13 protein-coding genes and 1 tRNA gene are annotated in these 15225 nt (G+C 65.6%); 3 read left to right on the top strand and 11 right to left on the bottom strand.

Annotated features, from left to right (window positions below):
• Positions 1-4: 4 nt before the first annotated feature.
• From ACZYX4_RS01295 to ACZYX4_RS01280, 4 genes are all read right to left on the bottom strand, one after another.
• Positions 5-319, bottom strand: coding sequence for a hypothetical protein (locus ACZYX4_RS01295; RefSeq protein WP_463873085.1), 315 nt, complete (start codon positions 317-319; stop codon positions 5-7).
• Between the two features lie 54 nt (positions 320-373).
• Positions 374-1966: an ABC-F family ATP-binding cassette domain-containing protein gene (locus ACZYX4_RS01290; protein ID WP_463873083.1), complete on the bottom strand. Its 1593-nt coding sequence runs from the start codon at positions 1964-1966 to the stop codon at positions 374-376.
• Positions 1967-2024: 58 nt separating this feature from the next.
• Positions 2025-3128 carry a methyltransferase gene (locus ACZYX4_RS01285; protein WP_463873198.1) on the bottom strand — a complete coding sequence of 368 codons (1104 nt, stop codon included), beginning with the start codon at positions 3126-3128 and terminating at the stop codon, positions 2025-2027.
• A gap of 246 nt (positions 3129-3374) precedes the next feature.
• Complete coding sequence (locus ACZYX4_RS01280) at positions 3375-3842, bottom strand: GatB/YqeY domain-containing protein (protein ID WP_463873081.1); 468 nt, start codon at positions 3840-3842, stop codon at positions 3375-3377.
• Between the two features lie 156 nt (positions 3843-3998).
• On the opposite strand from ACZYX4_RS01280, the gene ACZYX4_RS01275 reads away from it, so the two are divergent.
• Complete coding sequence (locus ACZYX4_RS01275; protein ID WP_463873080.1) at positions 3999-5183, top strand: metallophosphoesterase family protein; 1185 nt, start codon at positions 3999-4001, stop codon at positions 5181-5183.
• A 172-nt stretch (positions 5184-5355) separates the two neighbouring features.
• Here ACZYX4_RS01275 and ACZYX4_RS01270 read toward each other — a convergent pair whose 3' ends face one another.
• Positions 5356-7068, bottom strand: a complete 1713-nt coding sequence (locus ACZYX4_RS01270) for an ABC1 kinase family protein (protein WP_463873197.1) — start codon at positions 7066-7068, stop codon at positions 5356-5358.
• Positions 7069-7082: 14 nt separating this feature from the next.
• Positions 7083-7625, bottom strand: a complete 543-nt coding sequence (locus ACZYX4_RS01265; RefSeq protein WP_463873196.1) for a PadR family transcriptional regulator — start codon at positions 7623-7625, stop codon at positions 7083-7085.
• Positions 7626-7870: 245 nt separating this feature from the next.
• On the opposite strand from ACZYX4_RS01265, the gene ACZYX4_RS01260 reads away from it, so the two are divergent.
• Positions 7871-8020, top strand: a complete 150-nt coding sequence (locus tag ACZYX4_RS01260; RefSeq protein ID WP_463873079.1) for a hypothetical protein — start codon at positions 7871-7873, stop codon at positions 8018-8020.
• Between the two features lie 825 nt (positions 8021-8845).
• Here ACZYX4_RS01260 and ACZYX4_RS01255 read toward each other — a convergent pair.
• The 3 genes from ACZYX4_RS01255 to ACZYX4_RS01245 form a co-directional block, all read right to left on the bottom strand.
• The gene (locus ACZYX4_RS01255; protein ID WP_463873077.1) at positions 8846-9208 is read right to left on the bottom strand and encodes a cupin domain-containing protein; all 363 of its coding nucleotides are present in this window, start codon (positions 9206-9208) and stop codon (positions 8846-8848) included.
• A gap of 242 nt (positions 9209-9450) precedes the next feature.
• Positions 9451-11589: an MMPL family transporter gene (locus ACZYX4_RS01250; RefSeq protein WP_463873076.1), complete on the bottom strand. Its 2139-nt coding sequence runs from the start codon at positions 11587-11589 to the stop codon at positions 9451-9453.
• Between the two features lie 138 nt (positions 11590-11727).
• Positions 11728-12330, bottom strand: a complete 603-nt coding sequence (locus ACZYX4_RS01245; protein ID WP_463873075.1) for a TetR/AcrR family transcriptional regulator — start codon at positions 12328-12330, stop codon at positions 11728-11730.
• 158 nt (positions 12331-12488) lie between these two features.
• Here ACZYX4_RS01245 and ACZYX4_RS01240 point away from each other — a divergent pair, with 158 nt between their 5' ends.
• On the top strand, positions 12489-14081 hold the full coding sequence (locus ACZYX4_RS01240) for an FAD-dependent monooxygenase (RefSeq protein ID WP_463873073.1): 1593 nt from the start codon (positions 12489-12491) through the stop codon (positions 14079-14081).
• 200 nt (positions 14082-14281) lie between these two features.
• Here the strand turns inward: ACZYX4_RS01240 and ACZYX4_RS01235 are convergent.
• Positions 14282-14354 (bottom strand) — tRNA-Ala (locus ACZYX4_RS01235).
• A 46-nt stretch (positions 14355-14400) separates the two neighbouring features.
• Positions 14401-15201, bottom strand: a complete 801-nt coding sequence (locus ACZYX4_RS01230) for an SDR family oxidoreductase (RefSeq protein ID WP_463873071.1) — start codon at positions 15199-15201, stop codon at positions 14401-14403.
• Positions 15202-15225: the final 24 nt, after the last annotated feature.

The raw sequence follows: 15225 nt of genomic DNA, 5'->3' as shown, positions 1-15225 counted from the left end.
ACGGTCAGCGGCGCCGCCGGGCCTGCGCGACCAGCCGGCTGAACGCCAGGACAAACACCGCCTCGATCAGCACCATCAATCCGAGCAGAACCCACTGGCGTTCGCCGATGAAGACGACGGCGCCGACCACCACCAGGATGGTTCCCAGGGTGAGGGCATAGACGGCGAAGCCGATGGCCACTTTCGCGCTGCGGACTCCCGTGCGGAAGCCGAAGCCCACGGGTTCACCCCCGGGATGGCCCGCCACCCGGTCGGGTCCCGCCGGTTTGATCCGGTCGAACTCATCCCACGGGTCCCGGTCCCGGTCCTGTTCGGTCATGCATCCATTATCCTGCGGAAACGGGGTTGTGGGATCCGGAGGGGGCTGACCGGCTTAGGCGGCGCGGACGTCGATTTCGCCCGGGGCCGCGCCGTCAGCGCCGAACACCAGGTGGCGGTTGGCGATTTTTTCGCTGAAGAACCGGTCGTGGCTGACCGCGACGACGGCGCCCGGGAAGTGCACCAGCGCGCGTTCCATGACCTGGGTGCTGGACATGTCCAGGTGGTTGGTCGGCTCATCCAGCAGCAGGACCGAGGCGCCGGACAGCAGGCACTGCGCCATCGCGACGCGCGCCTTCTGCCCGCCGGAGAGGTTCCCGATTTTCTGTTTGAGGTCCGCCTCGGAGAACTGGAACATCGCGAGGAACCGATTGACGGACTTTTTCGTGGCGCTGAACGCCAGGCTGTCCGGCAGCGCGTTGACCGCGTGCGAGACGGTGTCGGCGTCGTCGAGGTCCTCGAGCATCCGGTTGTAGGAGACAAAGCCTGGCCCCTTGGCCCAGGTCACTTGCCCGGAGTCGGGCTGCTCCTCGCCGGTCATCACCCGCAGCAGCGTGGACTTGCCGCTGCCGTTGGCGCCAAGAACCACGATCCGGTTTCCCTTGCGGATCTCAAAGCTCAAATCATCGAACAGCTTCTTTTCCCCGTAGGACTTCCCCAGCCCGTCCACCCGGCACAGGATGTCCTTGACGTGCAGGCCGCCGTAGATCTCGGTGACGATCTGGTCGACCGGCCGGGGTGTGCGGGACTTCTTGATTTTGGCCAGCTGGTTCCCCAGCCCGCTGCCGGCGGCCTTGGCCGCCTCGCGGCGGTCGGAGATCCCTTCGGCTTCGAAGGCCAGGAGCTCGGACTCGTGCACGAACTGCTGCTCCAGGGTCTTGAGGCGGAACTGTTTCTGCACAACGTATTCGCCGAAGTTGCCCGGGTACTCGTGCAGGTGGAAGTTTTCCACCTCGATGATCCGGGTGACGACGGCGTCGAGGAATTTCCGGTCGTGCGAGACGATGATCGCGGCGCCCTTGAAGTCCCGGAACCAGCTTTCGAGCCACTCGACGCCGGCCACGTCCAGGAAGTTGGTGGGCTCGTCGAGGAGCAGCACGTCGGGGCCTTCAAGCAGGATCTTGGCCAGGGCTGCGCGGTTGCGCCAGCCGCCCGAGAGTTCGTCGATCGCGCAGGTGCGGTGGGCCTCGTCGAAGCCCAGGGTGGTGAGGACGGTGTCGATGCGCCGCGGGTAGTCCCAGCCGTCGAGCCGCTCCATGTCCTCGAACAATTCGGCCTGACGGCTGATGAGGCGGTCCAGTTCTGCGTCCGCGGGGTCAGCGGCGATGGAGGCATCGATGCCGGCCAGCTCGGCCTCAATCGCCTTGATCTCGGTAAACAGCGCGTCAAGGACCTCAAGAATCGTGGCGTCCCCGTTGAGTTCCGAGAACTGGGAGAAGTAGCCCACCTTGGTGCCCAGCTCCAGGGTGACCGTGCCGGTATCCGGTGTCACCTGGTCGAGGACCAGTTTGAGGATGGTTGTCTTGCCGGAGCCGTTTTTGCCGATCAGGCCCACCCGGTCGCCGGTCTCGAGGCGGAAAAACGCTTCCCGGAGAATCTGGGTGTTGTCGAAGCGCACGCTGACGTCTTGCAGCCGGATCAGGCTCATGGGTATTTCACTTTCGATTTGGGATCTGTTCGGCAGGGGCACGCGGCGAAGCGCGGCACTAACGGGGCACGAGCCGCCACAGCGACGTGACTTCGGCCGACCGGGCCTCGAACAAGGGATCGTTCCGGTCGGACGCCTTGGGGTGGGTTGGCCTGGTGTCGGACCGTTCCAGCACCTGCAGTCCGGCGGCCTCGATGGCGCCCAGCAGATCGTCCCGGGACCGCAGGCCCAAGTGCTCGGCCAGATCCGAGAGGACGAGCCACCCCTCACCGCCCGGCTCCAGATGGTCGGAGAGCTCGTTCAGGAAACGGAACAGCATCCGGCTGCCGGGGTCGTAGACGGCGTTGTCCAAGGAGGAATGCGGCGTGGCCGGAATCCACGGCGGGTTGCACACGATCAGCGGTGCACGGCCGGGCGGGAACATGTCGGTCAGGACAGCCTCCGCCCTGTCCTGGACGCCCAGATTCCGGAAATTCTCGCCGGCGCAAGCAATCGCGCGGGATTCGTTGTCCGTCGCCACCACACGGTGGACGCCACGGCGGGCGAGCACGGCAGCGAGCACTCCGGTGCCTGTTCCGACGTCGAACGCCAGCCTGTCGGAGGGCAGCGGAGCGGCGGCCACCAGATCGACGTACTCACTGCGGGTCGGGAAAAACGTTCCGTAGTGCGGATGGATGCGGCCCTGCAGGGCCTCGACGTGGACGCCGTTTTTTCGCCATTCGTGCGCGCCGATGGCCCCTACGAGCTCATGGAGGGACACCACCGAGGGCTCGCTGATGTCCCCGTACGCCTCCTCGGCGGCCTGCCGGATGTCCGGGGAGCGCCGAAGCGGCACTACCGGGCCCGGATCAAGCGGAATCAGCAGCAGGCCGAGGATGCGTGCCCGGTGCGAGCGGGACTGGCGGTGCCGGTAGAACTCGTCGGCCGGGGTGTGAACGGCCTTTTTCTTCCCGGATCCCACCCGCCGGTCCAGAGCGTTGAGGATCTGCCGCGCGTTGTGGAAGTCACCCTGCCAGAGCATCGCGGTGCCCTGGGACGCCATCCGGTTCGCCTCGTCGGCCGTAAGGGAGTCGTTGACCACTTCGACCCGGGCGGGCGCGGGTCTTCCGTTCGCCGACCGCCAGTGGGCGGTTCTGCTGCGGCCGCCCTCCACCCACGTCACGACGGCAGGCTCATTCACCGCGGTTGCCTGCGGGGGCGTGCGGGAGGGCGTCGGGATGGCCAGAGGTTGATCCGGCACGGCGGTAGCGATAAGAGTTCCAATCCCAGAGTCCGAGGGGCGGATCGGAGACTGACGTATGCGGCGGCACACACCTTCTCAGGATACAGGCGAGCGCCGGTGGCCGTCCGCCATCCGCCGGTCCGCCGGTCCGCCACGGCGCCGCAGTCCGGAGGCGGACAGGCCCTGTCAGTGCGCGATGCGGCTGCGCACGATCTCGCTGACGGCCTTGCCGTCGAAGCGTCCGGCGACCTTGGCGGTCACCGGCTTCATCACCGCGCCCAGCTGGCGCATGGTCAGTTCGGTGCCGTCGGCCGTGAGGCCACCGATCACCTCGTCGACGATCGCCTCCACCTCGGTTGCGGTCAGGGCCTTCGGCAGGTACGCCTCGATGATCTCGGCTTCGGCGATCTCCGCAGCCGCCCGCTCGGACTCCCCCGCCTCGGTGTAGATGCGGGCGGTGTCGCGGCGCTTGGCGGCTTCCTTCTGCAGCAGGGCCGTCACCTGGACGTCGTCCAGCACGATCGGGGTCTTGCCGGACTTCTCGCGGGTTTCGATTTCGCCCAGGACGTTGCGCACCGTGGTGAGCGCGACCTTGTTGCGGTCCTTCATGTGGCCGACGACGTCGGCGTGCAGGCGTTCTTTCAGGGTGGTCATGATTCTCCTCGTCTCACTGGACAGGATATCGGGCTGAGCGGCCGTGTAGTGCGGTGCGTTCACTGTCTGTTTCAGGGCTGGACGCTTCTGCCATGTAGCGTCTCGACAGGCCGGCGGCCGGCATCAAGGCCGCATCAATGATGAAGAGAGGTCGCGATGACGACAGGTATCCACCAGCCAAAACTCAGCAGGCGAACGGCGTTGGCCGCTGCCGGAGTGCTGGGGGCATTGGGAATCACAGCGTCTACCGGAACTGCGGGCATGGCATCACCGCGCGCAAAGGCACCAAAGCCGACGCTTGCCTTTCGCCCGGACGGCGCATTCAGAATTGTCCAGTTCAACGACACCCAGGACGACGAGCAGACGGACCGCCGCACAATCGAACTCATGGACCGGACCCTTGATACGGAAAAGCCGGACTTTGTGGTCATCAACGGAGATGTCATCAACGGAGGATGCGACTCCGAACTGGAGGTCAAACAAGCGCTCAACCACGTGGTCCAGCCCATGGAACGCCGGCAGATCCCATGGGCCGTGACCTTCGGCAATCACGACGAAGACTCGGTGCAGCGAACAGGGATGACCGAAGGCAGGATGCTGGAATTCCTGCAGACCTACGAGTTCAACGTGAATGCCGACTCCACGCCGGGACTCACCGGTACCTCTAACTCGCAACTGCTCGTTCAATCCTCCAGGTCAAAAACTCCGGCCTTCGGTCTTTGGCTTATCGATACCGGCCGCTATGCCCCCGACAGCATCGACGGGCAGGACTTCGAGGGCTACCCGGACTGGGACTGGGTGCGCATGGACCAGGTCACGTGGTACCGGAATCAGTCAATCGCCACAGAGCAAAAATACGGCAAGAAGATCCCTTCCCTCATGTGGGGCCATATTGCGCTTCATGAGCACCGCAATATGTGGTTCGCCAGCCTCGACTCGCGAACAGATGCGGATCACGCGCGAGCGCTCAAGAAGCACAACATAGTGGGCGAACGGAACGAGGACGAGTGCCCCGGACCCATCAACTCGGGCCTGTTCAATGCCTTCCTGGAACGAGGGGATGTGGCCGGTTACTTCGTGGGGCACGATCACGTCAACACTTATGTGGGCAACTACTACGGTGTTCAGCTCGGCTACGCACCCGGAACCGGTTTCGGCGCCTACGGACTGCCCGGCCCTGACCGTAACCGTCTGCGCGGTGCACGTGTCTTCGAACTGGACGAGAACCACCCCGGAATCTACAAGGACACGCGGCTCGTCTTCGCCAAAGATCTCGGCATTGACCTTGCCGCCAATGACCAGCCCATAGTTCCGCTCCCGCTGAATCCGCCGCAGCGCTAACAAGGGCCCGGGGACGGGCCGGGATGCGAGCGAAGCGTCTGATCGGACCCGAATGAGGCCTCCTATCTCCCGGGACTAAACGCGCAGGGGCCCAGCCGGTTTGATCGGCTGGGCTCCGCTATGTCTCACCGGCACCGTTCCCCTGGCGCCAAAGACGGAGTCACCGGCTCACTCAGAGGCCGCTGCGCCCAACCCACAGCCCGTGCAGCAGCGGAATCACCGACACGAGCATCAGCACACTGCCGAGCACCGTGTCGTCCGCCCGGACCACAGAACCTGCGATGAGCAATGCGCCGAATATCAGTGCCGATGCCGATCGCTGCGCCGTGCGGTCAAGCCGCGCCACCTGCCGCTCAAGGCGCGGGTTGGCAACCGCCAGTGAACCGTCCTCGAGCCGGGCGAGAAGCCCATCCAGGCGTTTCGGCAGGCCGAGGGCCAAACCGGCGGCATCGAACGCCTGCTGAGCCACGTCCTGCACGATGTTGCCACGCTCGTCGCGCAGCAGCTGCGCCGCATAGGGTTCAACCGAGTCCCACAGATTGAACCGCTCGTCCAGCGTGCTGCACACACCCGACGTCAGTGACATCGCCCGGATGATGAGCAGGAAGTTCTCCGGCAGCTGGAACGGCAACGAGCGAACCACGTCACCGAACTCCACCGCAAAATCAAGAAACTCCCGCGGGTCCACCTCGCGAAGCTCGGCGAAGCCCATCCCGCCAAACCGGGCGAAGAGGTGCGTCAGCGCCCGCTCAAGCTCGACCGTGTCGGCCGAGGGCACCAACACGCCCACATCGCTGATCGCGGTCATCAATCCCCTACCGTCACGGGATGCGGCCGCGATGAGCAGCTTCCGCAGGCCGGTGCGCGTACTCGCCGGCACCTCGCCCATCATGCCGAAGTCGATGAACGTCAGCTTCCAGGGACGCCCTGTGGACGAACCGGTATCCGGGGTGACGAAGATATTGCCCGGGTGCGGATCAGCGTGGAAAAAGCCGTTCGTGAACATCTGGTCGAACATGACCGACGCGAAAACCGGGGCAACCTGGGCCGGATCGATGCCCGCCGCACGAAGCGCCTCCGAGTCCGTGATCTTGATCGCCGTGACATCTTCGAGGGTAAGCACGCGGCGGGTGCTCCGCTCCCAGACGACGTCGGGCACGCTCACCCGGTCGTCGGCGGCGAAATCAGCCGCAAACCGCACCGAATTCTCCGCCTCATTCAGGTAGTCGATCTCCTCAAGACTGGTCTGCGCAAACTCCTCGACCAGGGCGGGCATGTTGGCACGATCGGACACCAGGCGCACGTGGCTGAGCCAGCCGCCCACTTTGCGCAGGGCCGCCAGGTCGACGTCGACAATGGCGTCGATGCCCGGTCGCTGTACCTTCAGCACCACACTGTCGAGCCCGGTGTCGGCGGCATCGCCCGGAAGGAGCCTCGCCCGGTGCGCCTGCCCGAGGGACGCTGCCGCGATCGGTGTCTCCTCGACCGAGGCGAACAACTTCTCCAGCGGCGCCCCCAGCTCAGCTTCGGCGAGGGTGCGGATCGCAGAAAACGACACCGGGGGCACCTCATCCTGCAGCCCCTCAAGTTCCTTGGTGATCTCGGGCGGGAGCACGTCGAGCCTGGAGGACAGGAACTGACCCACTTTGATCATGAGACCGCCAAGCTCCACCGCGAGCACGTGAAAGCGCTGCGCGAAGCGCCGCATCCTCTTCGTCCTGGTGCGCTCGGCAATCCAGCCCAGCCCGAGGCGTGGGAGGAACAGCTCAAACCACCAGGTCACCGCGAGATTCCACGCGGCGAAGCGGAGGATGCGACGGTAACGGGCACGGGTGTTCCCGGCGCCGGGTACCGGATCTGCGCGGTCCCGGCGAACCGACGTCACCGGCGTCACCGGCGTCAGTCCCGGGCGAGGATCGAGTACAGCCGGCGGCGTGCGTCGTCGAGCACCGCCACGGCCTCCTGCACCTGCTCCGGCGTGCCGGTGCGGCCCACCTGGGACGCCGCTTGTGCGAGCTCGACGCCCGCCTTGGGCAGCGCGGCGAACCCGGTGCCCGACGCCGGACCCGCTGCCTCCCACGGCGCTGAAGTGCCTGCACCCGCTACCTCCTCGCGGCCGGCTTCCGTGAGCGAGTAGATCTTGCGTCCGTTGGATTCCTCGGCACTGATGAACCCCTCATCGGCCAGCAGCTGCAGCGTTGGGTAGACAGAGCCGGCGCTGGGCTTCCAGCTGCCACCGCTGCGCTCCTCGATTTCACGGATGATCTGGTAGCCGTGCATCGGCCGTTCGGCGAGCAGTGCCAGCACCGCCGACCGCACCTCGCCTCGGCCTGCGCGGGTGCCCGAGCGCTTCTCGAACCTTTCACGCAACTCCTCAACGGCCTGCCACATGCTGTCGACGTTGTTGCCTCGGAATCCGCCTGCCGGGTATGAATTGCGCATCATGTTCTCCTCTGGAAATTCTGAACGATATATAGCGATAGTCAACGATACATCCGAAATTTAAGAAACGAAAAGCGGCGCCGGCCCACTTTGGCCACATTCTTTCCGGCGGCCTCGCCGGTTCGGTGCCACCAGAGAGTACGGCGTATTCCGTCCGCCACCGTGCCCCTTGCGCCGCAGATGACTCCACCTACCGGCGAAGACCCGTTCCGGGCTATTGGGGCGACAATTTCTCCGAGGTCTACGTGAAAGGCGTCAAGGTCAAGTCGTTCCGCACCGACGACGGTAACGCCCCGCAGTACCTCGTCCTGAATGTCGGCAAGGCCAACACCAGCACCGTTTGCGGGAGAGCCTCTACAGTGAAGGTCGGCTACGCGAGGGCTCCAAAGACGTGAAATGACGTTGCAAGAGCCCGTCGCGGAGGGAACTGCATCTCCGAACGTTTCCGCCGGCTGCCGTCACCACCGGAGGTCCACCTCCTACCCTGCCGACTCAAACTGCTGTTCTCGAAGACGTTCGCCTCGACTGACTGACTGGAACCGAGAAAGGCCCCGGCAGGCTGGATTTCTGACGTCCCGATGGTGCTGGCATACGCCGCCCTCGTGGACCTCCTAACCCGATTCCGGGCGAGCCTGGAGATGCCCCGCTCGTTGGGCCGGATCGTCGTCGGCACCCCGACGGGCCGGTCTTCGCCGTCGGGACTTCCCCACGCACCAGCTGATCGCCGCGATCCTCGCGGTCATGGCCGGCCGTGGTCTGGTTCCTGATGAAGGAAGCTCCGGGATGGACCCCGAACAACCTCCCCGTCCTGCCCAAGCTGCTCGACGCGGGGAAGACCCCGGTCACCTGGAAAATGCGCTTCCTCTACGCCACCGGGGAAAGGCGACAGCATCAGCGCAGTGGTCAGCGCCGCCTGTGGCCTGGGAGGCTGCTTCCCGCCACTGTTCATGGGGGCAACGTACGACGCCGCGACGCGCATCTACTCGATCGGGCTGCGGTTCTTGGTGGTCACGGCACTTGCCGCGCTGGCGCTTTCTAAAGGCCTAATTCACTGCCACGTCCGCCGTCCCGGCCATTGGGCCTGAGATCCCCGGATTTCCGCCCCCGAGACCAAGAGCAGTCTGTTTGCCGATCGCCAGCCGTCAGCACTGTCCGCACTGCCGTGCTAATACTCGTGTTTCTGGCCGCAGCAGGCCAGCCGGCGGCGAGCTAACCAGGTATTACTCGTGGTGCTCCTCTTGAGAGCTACCCCCGTGGCTGTCAACATTCTGACTGGTCACGGTAGTCAGCAGGAAAACGGAGTCCTCCAGCGCCTCGACACCGTGGCGCACGTGAGTCAGCGCAACGATCTCCCCAGCAACAACTTCCGACTGGTCCTGCCCGGTGACCCGCACTCGCCCACGCAGAACATACATACTCGCAGCAGGCGGAGAATTGTGCTCGGCAAGGAGTTGCCCAATCCTGAGCCCAATGACGGTCTGACGTAGTGGCCCGTCATGGACGAGGATCTCGGCCGAACGACCTTTGTTACTGGCGGTTGCTTCTTCAAGTGCCTTCGTGACAGCAGCCTCGACGATGGGCATGGTGCCTCCTGTGGTTCACGCTTGGCTTGGATTCAACCAGACAGTGCAATAGTGCTGCCAAGCCTATCGGTAAAAGTGGGGCCACCTGGTTAGGCCCTCGTTGGCAGTCAAGCGTCTATGCGACAACTGATTGGTTTTCATGAGTTCAGGCCTTCCTGCGTACGGCCACCTCTGCTGGGAGCCGTGCAACCTGTCAGGAACGGAGGATCGGTCAGCACCGCACTACTTCCTGCTCACCCCCGTCAGAGAGTTGCCGTGTGGGGTTCCGGTTCCCGCTCGGGTGCGACCGCGGGGTCCTGTGAGGGGTGGCGCCTGGCCCTCCCCCAGGCAGCGCGTCCGGAGATGGCGAGGAGAGCGGGCACGAGTACCAGCATGACGACGAGCACATACACGGCGATGGCCACGGCCAGGCCAAAGCCGAACATCGTGACGGTCCGCTGGTCGTTGAGCATGAAGCTCCCGAAGACGACGACCATGACTGATGCCGCGGCCAGGATGACCCTGGCGGTGGCGGCCAGGCCGTTGCGGACGGCCAGGTCGGGATCTCCCGTGCGGTCGAGCTCCTCCTTCACCCGGCTTAGCAGGAACACGGTGTAGTCGGTGGACAGGCCGAAGAGCACCGCGAACAGCATGACCGGCACGAACGACTCGACGGGGCCGGGAACAACCCCCAGCAGTTCAGCGGGCCACCACCCCCACTGGAACACGGCGACAACGGGCCCGTACGCGGCCCCCACCGCGAACAGGTTCATGATGACCGCCATGGCCGCGATGAACGGCGCCCGGAACTCGATCAGGAGAACGATGAAGGCCAGCACGACGACAACCAGAATGAACCAGCCGATCTGGGCCAGGAGCGTGTCGGCCAGGTCGATGCTGGTCGCCGTTGCCCCGCCAACGTGGGCGGCCGCGCCCGGTACCGCCGCGGGCAGGACAGTGTCGCGCAGGTCATGGACCAGTGTTTCCGTGGCCGCGTCATCCGGGGAACTCGTGGGGATCACCGTGTACAGCGCGGTTGCCCCGTCTTCCCCGAGCCGCGGCGGAGTCACCGCGCTGATGCCGCCCGTTGCCGCCAGCTGGTCGCGCAGTTCGATGCTCGCGGCCCGGTTCTCGGCCGGCGTCGAGTTGGCGCCGAAGTCGACCGTGACGAGCAGCGGGCCGGCCCAGCCGGCACCGAAACCGTCCACGATGAGGTCATAGGCTTTCCTCTGGGTGGTGTCTGCGGCCTGGGAACCGCCGTCGGCGGTACCGAGGCGCAGCGACAGCAGGGGCAGGGCAAGAATGGCCAGGACGAGCATGGCGGCGAACGCTGCGGCCCATCGGCGGCGCTGGACGCCTCCCACCCAGCCGTGCCACCCCGACGCAGGCGAAGAATCAGGCTGGCCGGCACCATCCGACGCAGGGCGGGTCTTCCTGCCGGTCTTGCGCACCCTGACCCGGTCCAGGTTCCGGCCGAAGATCGACAGCAATGCCGGCAGCAAGGTGACGGAGGCCAGCATCGTCGCGCTGACGACAATTGCGCTGGCAAGGCCCAGTGAGGAGACGAACGGGATGCCGATGGCGTAGAGGCTGAGGATGGCGATAATCACTGTGGCGCCGGCGACGAGGACTGAGCGGCCGGCGGTGGTCATGGCCGCTTGGACGGACTCGTTGGGAGCCAGGCCCCGGGACATCCCCTCCCGGTGTCTGGTCACGATGAGCAGGGCGTAATCGATGCCCACGCCCAGTCCGATCATGGCGGCAACGATGGGACCGGACGTGCCGATGGTCACCGTCGAAGCGAGCATTGAGATTGAGGCGAGCCCGACGCCGAGGGCCACGAGGGCGGTGGCCAGCGTGACCAGCATGGCGAACAACGAACCGAATACGACCAGCAGCACCAGGGCTGCCGCAAGCAACCCGAAGGCCTCACTGCCGGATGGCCCGGACTCGGCCTGCGCGGCCGGACCTCCGAATTCAACCTGGCCCCCGGCATCCTGCACGCCCTCGAAGGCCGCCCGCGCCTGGGTCACCGTCTCAACGGGAATGTCTTTGGCACGGTCGGTGAACTGGATCGTCACCATCGCCGTCATGCCATCCCCGGAAACCATCGGCAGGGGCGGCCCGTAGGGCGATCGGGCAGCGGCCACGCCGTCCAGCGAGGCAACCGTAGCGACGGCGTTCTCCACCGCGGCACGCATTGACGGCGCCGTGACGGGCTCCCCGGCTTCCGTGCTGTGAACGATGACCTGCATGCCGTCACCGGCAAGCTCGGGGAACTGCTCGCGGAGGCTGTCGTATGCGGCCTGGGAGTCGGTGCCGGCGAGGGTCAGGTCATTGTTGAAGGTCCCGCCGGCCGCGCGGCTGCCCAGCGCCGCCCCCAGGATCAATACCAGCCACATGGCGACCACTATCCAGCGGTACCTGGTTGACGTGCGAGCGAGTGCAGAGAGCACGGATATTCCCATCACGGTTCATGGAGTCGGACAGCACCAGTTAGGGCGTCTGATCTGAGACTAGATGAAATGAGACAGGTATGTCTAGTTTTTGGGACCGCCCATGCCGCCGCGTGCCGCGATCCCGCCGGCCAGGGTGCGGAAGATGAGGTCGGACACCTCCGCATCGGAGTGCTTGGATTTCGGCGATGCCCGCACCGCCGACATCAGCAGGGAGGCCATGGCTGTGACGATCCATTCCGGCGACAGATCGGCTCGGATATCGCCCTCGCTCTGCCCGCGCCGGATCACCTCGACCAGAGGGGCGAGGACCTCGTCGCGCTGGGCGAGGAACCGCGCGTTTTGGTCAGGCGCCCTCAGCAGAATGATGCGGAAACGCATCCCGTGCTTGCCCAGGGAGTCAATCACGCGCCGAAGGACCTCCAGCGCGTTCCCCTCGTCGAGGCGACACGCAACGAGCGTCTCCGATCCGCGCGCGAGGGCCTCCGCCTGGATGGCCTTGAGCAGGGACTGCCGGTTGCTGAAGTGGCGGTACAGGGTCGCCCTGGTCAGATTTGCCGCCTGCGCCACATCCGCCATGGAGGAGTCGGGATTGCGGGAGAGTTCATCGGCCGCGGCCGCAAGGAGGGCCCGGTGATGGCGCTCGACATCAATGCGCGGGACCGCTGGCTGTTTAGGGCTGGGCATGGTGCCTTTCCGGGGAGTGCTTCGACCTCGACCATACGCGACGAGGCATACGGAATGGGCCATGGCCAGCGGGTCCGGGCCCCGCAGCGACGCTGCCCCACTGCAGAATCCAAAAAAAATGCGACAACATTGTCTCATTTTTTGTTAGACTTATCGCCATGAACACTCAGCACTCCCCGGATCCGTCCACCCGGCCTCCTTCCTCCGGAACGGCCGACGTCGAGGTGGTCGATGTTCTCGTGGTGGGCGCCGGCCCAACCGGGCTGACCGCGGCTTGCGAAGCCCTGCGTCATGGCTTGAGCGTGCGCATCATCGACCGCAAACAGGAGCGCTCGACGCACTCCAAGGCCCTGGTCACTCATGCCCGAACACTCGAAGTTTTCCAGACCATGGGGACGGCGGACGCGATGCTCGCTAAGGGGGTCCCGTTCGCGGCCCTCACTGCGCATTCCGGCTCCCAGCGCCAGGCCACCCGTATAGACCTGGGTGGGCTTCCCTGGGGGGACACGGCGTATCCATTCTGGCTTTCCATCCCCCAGGACGCGACGGAACTCGTGCTGGAGAAGCACCTCAACAGCCTCGGCGGTGTTGTGGAATGGGGAACTTCACTCAAGGAGATTCACGACGGGGACGATCAGGTCCAGGCGCTGGTCACGCGGGACGGCGGAAACGAAAGTGTCAGCGCACGCTGGCTCCTCGGCTGCGATGGGGGTCGCAGCCGGGTGCGGGACCAGGTCGGACTCCGACTCACTCGCCGTGACGCCGGCGCCACCTTCATCCTGGCGGACGTCAAGAGCACCCTGCCGCTGACCCAAAACGAGGGCTACGTCTACCTGAACCCGGACGGGCTGCTGCTGATCGTCCCCATGCCGGAGCCGGATCGCTGGCGGATCATCGCACACGTTCCCACGCCGGCGAAGGAGTCAAAAGTGACCGTCGATGCGGCCTTCCTCGATGGGTTGATTCGCCAGCGTTCCGGGCTGGAAGTCGGCAGCCACGACGTGAAGTGGACATCCCAGTTCAACCTCAGCCACGGGCTGGCCAACCACTTCCGCGCCGGCCGCGTCTTCCTTGCCGGGGACGCCGCCCACATCCACAGCCCCGTCGGAGGGCAAGGCCTCAACACCGGGGTCCAGGACGCCCATAACCTCCTCTGGAAACTGGCCGCGGTCGACCGCCTGGATTCCCCCGAGGCTGCGGAGAGACTGCTCGACAGTTACGAGGCAGAGCGGCGGGATACGGCCCGAAGCATGGTCACCGGCGTGGCACGGGTAACCACAGCACTCACCACCCGTCGAAGCTCCATCCGTCGAGTGCTCGGACGCCTCGCACCCTGGATCCTGGCGCGCCCCGGCGTCCAGGCGAAGCTTGGCCGCACCGTAGGAATGCTCGACCTCTCCTATTCCAGCGGATCCTTGACAACCGCACCCGGCGCCGGCCAGCGCCTGCCGAATCCGGAACTGCCCGGCGGCGGACGACTCTACGACAAACTGAGCCCGACCGGCTGGTCCTGGATAGTGTGGGGTCGTCCCGGAGAAACCCAGCCCGACCCCGAGGCTCCACGATGGCACGGAATACCCATTGTCTTCCTCTCCGACGGACTCCCCGCACCGACCACGGCCCCCACGCGGGACGTTAATCGCGTAGCGCTCGTGCGCCCGGACCGATATGTTGCGGCTCGCGGCACCTCTCCGGAGCGGACAGAAACACTTGTGCCCGCTGTCCTGGGATGTCACGGTCGAAATTGTTAGGGGAAGGATCTAAGGGTCAACTTTAAGTGCATGCTGATCTACCCTCCCACTGATCGGGAGTATAGTTCCACGCCGGGGACCCCGCCCAAATGCTCCCCCAATGCCACGGCCTTCAGTCCCAAAACGTCGGGCTGGCCCTAAAACAGGCAAGACAAAAGCCCTCCAACCATACGTTTCCGCAGATGAGAGAGCTTTCACTGTGGAGCTAAGGAGATTCGAACTCCTGACCTCTTCGATGCGAACGAAGCGCTCTACCAACTGAGCTATAGCCCCGAAGCAACGCCGGTCCCGGAGGAACGGCGTTGCCGGTGTCCCTAGGCTACAAACTATCCGCGTTCATTGCCAGCCAGCCGCTGAAAGTCTCACCGGCGCGGCGTTCCTCCGGCGCCAGGTTCAGCCCGGCGCGCAAGTATGTTCCCATCGGACCGGGCAACGGAAAGCGCACCGGCCGTGCACGGGAGCCAGTGGCTGCCTTCCATTGCCGGGCGAGCTCCCCCATCTCGTGAATCTCGGGGCCGCCGATGGTCCTGAGGCTGTGCCGGCGTCCCGTTGCGGGTTGCAGGGCCTCCCCGAGCAGGGCAGCCGCGGCATCGGCGGGTGCGATGGGCTGAAAGCTGGCGCCTGTGACCACCGGGATCATCCGCAGTTTCGAGCCGGCGGCAAAAGTCGTCGCCAGAAGGGAATGGAACTGCGTCGCCCGGAGCACGACGGTCTCGAGTCCTGACCGCTCGTAGACCTGCTCCTTGGCTGCCTTCGAGGCGTAGTAGCCCAAGCTGCTCCGGTCGCAATTGACGATGGAAAGCATCATGGCCCGGACAACGCCGGCGTCCTGGGCGGCGGCAAGCAGCCGGGCGCCGCCGTCGGCGAAGTCCTTCAGCGCCTTCCCGGAGCGCCCCTCCAGGCAGTCGATCACGACGTCGGACCCGGCCAGCGCCGCGGCCAGCCCCTCGCCGGAGGTGACGTCGGCAGGAAAGTACTCCGCGCCGACGGTCCGGGCGGGATCCCCGGAGGGCGGCAGATTGCGGCAGAGTACCGCCACCCCGAACCCAGCCGCGACGGCCTGCCGCACGACTTCGCGGCCCGCTTGGCCGGTTCCCCCGGCGACGCAAAGTCGAGTCATGCCCTGAGGCTACAGGGCCGTGCC

Source organism: Pseudarthrobacter leeuwenhoeki (assembly GCF_055412885.1).
The sequence above is the reverse complement of the archived record's forward strand: the minus strand, read 5'-3'. Positions and strand labels throughout refer to the sequence as shown.

Coding starts and splice junctions, on each gene's coding strand:
- ACZYX4_RS01295 (WP_463873085.1), bottom strand. CDS start 319: ATGACCGAACAGGACCGGGACCGGGACCCGTGGGATGAGTTCGACCGG.
- ACZYX4_RS01290 (WP_463873083.1), bottom strand. CDS start 1,966: ATGAGCCTGATCCGGCTGCAAGACGTCAGCGTGCGCTTCGACAACACC.
- ACZYX4_RS01280 (WP_463873081.1), bottom strand. CDS start 3,842: ATGACCACCCTGAAAGAACGCCTGCACGCCGACGTCGTCGGCCACATG.
- ACZYX4_RS01275 (WP_463873080.1), top strand. CDS start 3,999: ATGACGACAGGTATCCACCAGCCAAAACTCAGCAGGCGAACGGCGTTG.
- ACZYX4_RS01265 (WP_463873196.1), bottom strand. CDS start 7,625: ATGCGCAATTCATACCCGGCAGGCGGATTCCGAGGCAACAACGTCGAC.
- ACZYX4_RS01255 (WP_463873077.1), bottom strand. CDS start 9,208: ATGCCCATCGTCGAGGCTGCTGTCACGAAGGCACTTGAAGAAGCAACC.
- ACZYX4_RS01250 (WP_463873076.1), bottom strand. CDS start 11,589: ATGTGGCTGGTATTGATCCTGGGGGCGGCGCTGGGCAGCCGCGCGGCC.
- ACZYX4_RS01245 (WP_463873075.1), bottom strand. CDS start 12,330: ATGCCCAGCCCTAAACAGCCAGCGGTCCCGCGCATTGATGTCGAGCGC.
- ACZYX4_RS01240 (WP_463873073.1), top strand. CDS start 12,489: ATGAACACTCAGCACTCCCCGGATCCGTCCACCCGGCCTCCTTCCTCC.
- ACZYX4_RS01230 (WP_463873071.1), bottom strand. CDS start 15,201: ATGACTCGACTTTGCGTCGCCGGGGGAACCGGCCAAGCGGGCCGCGAA.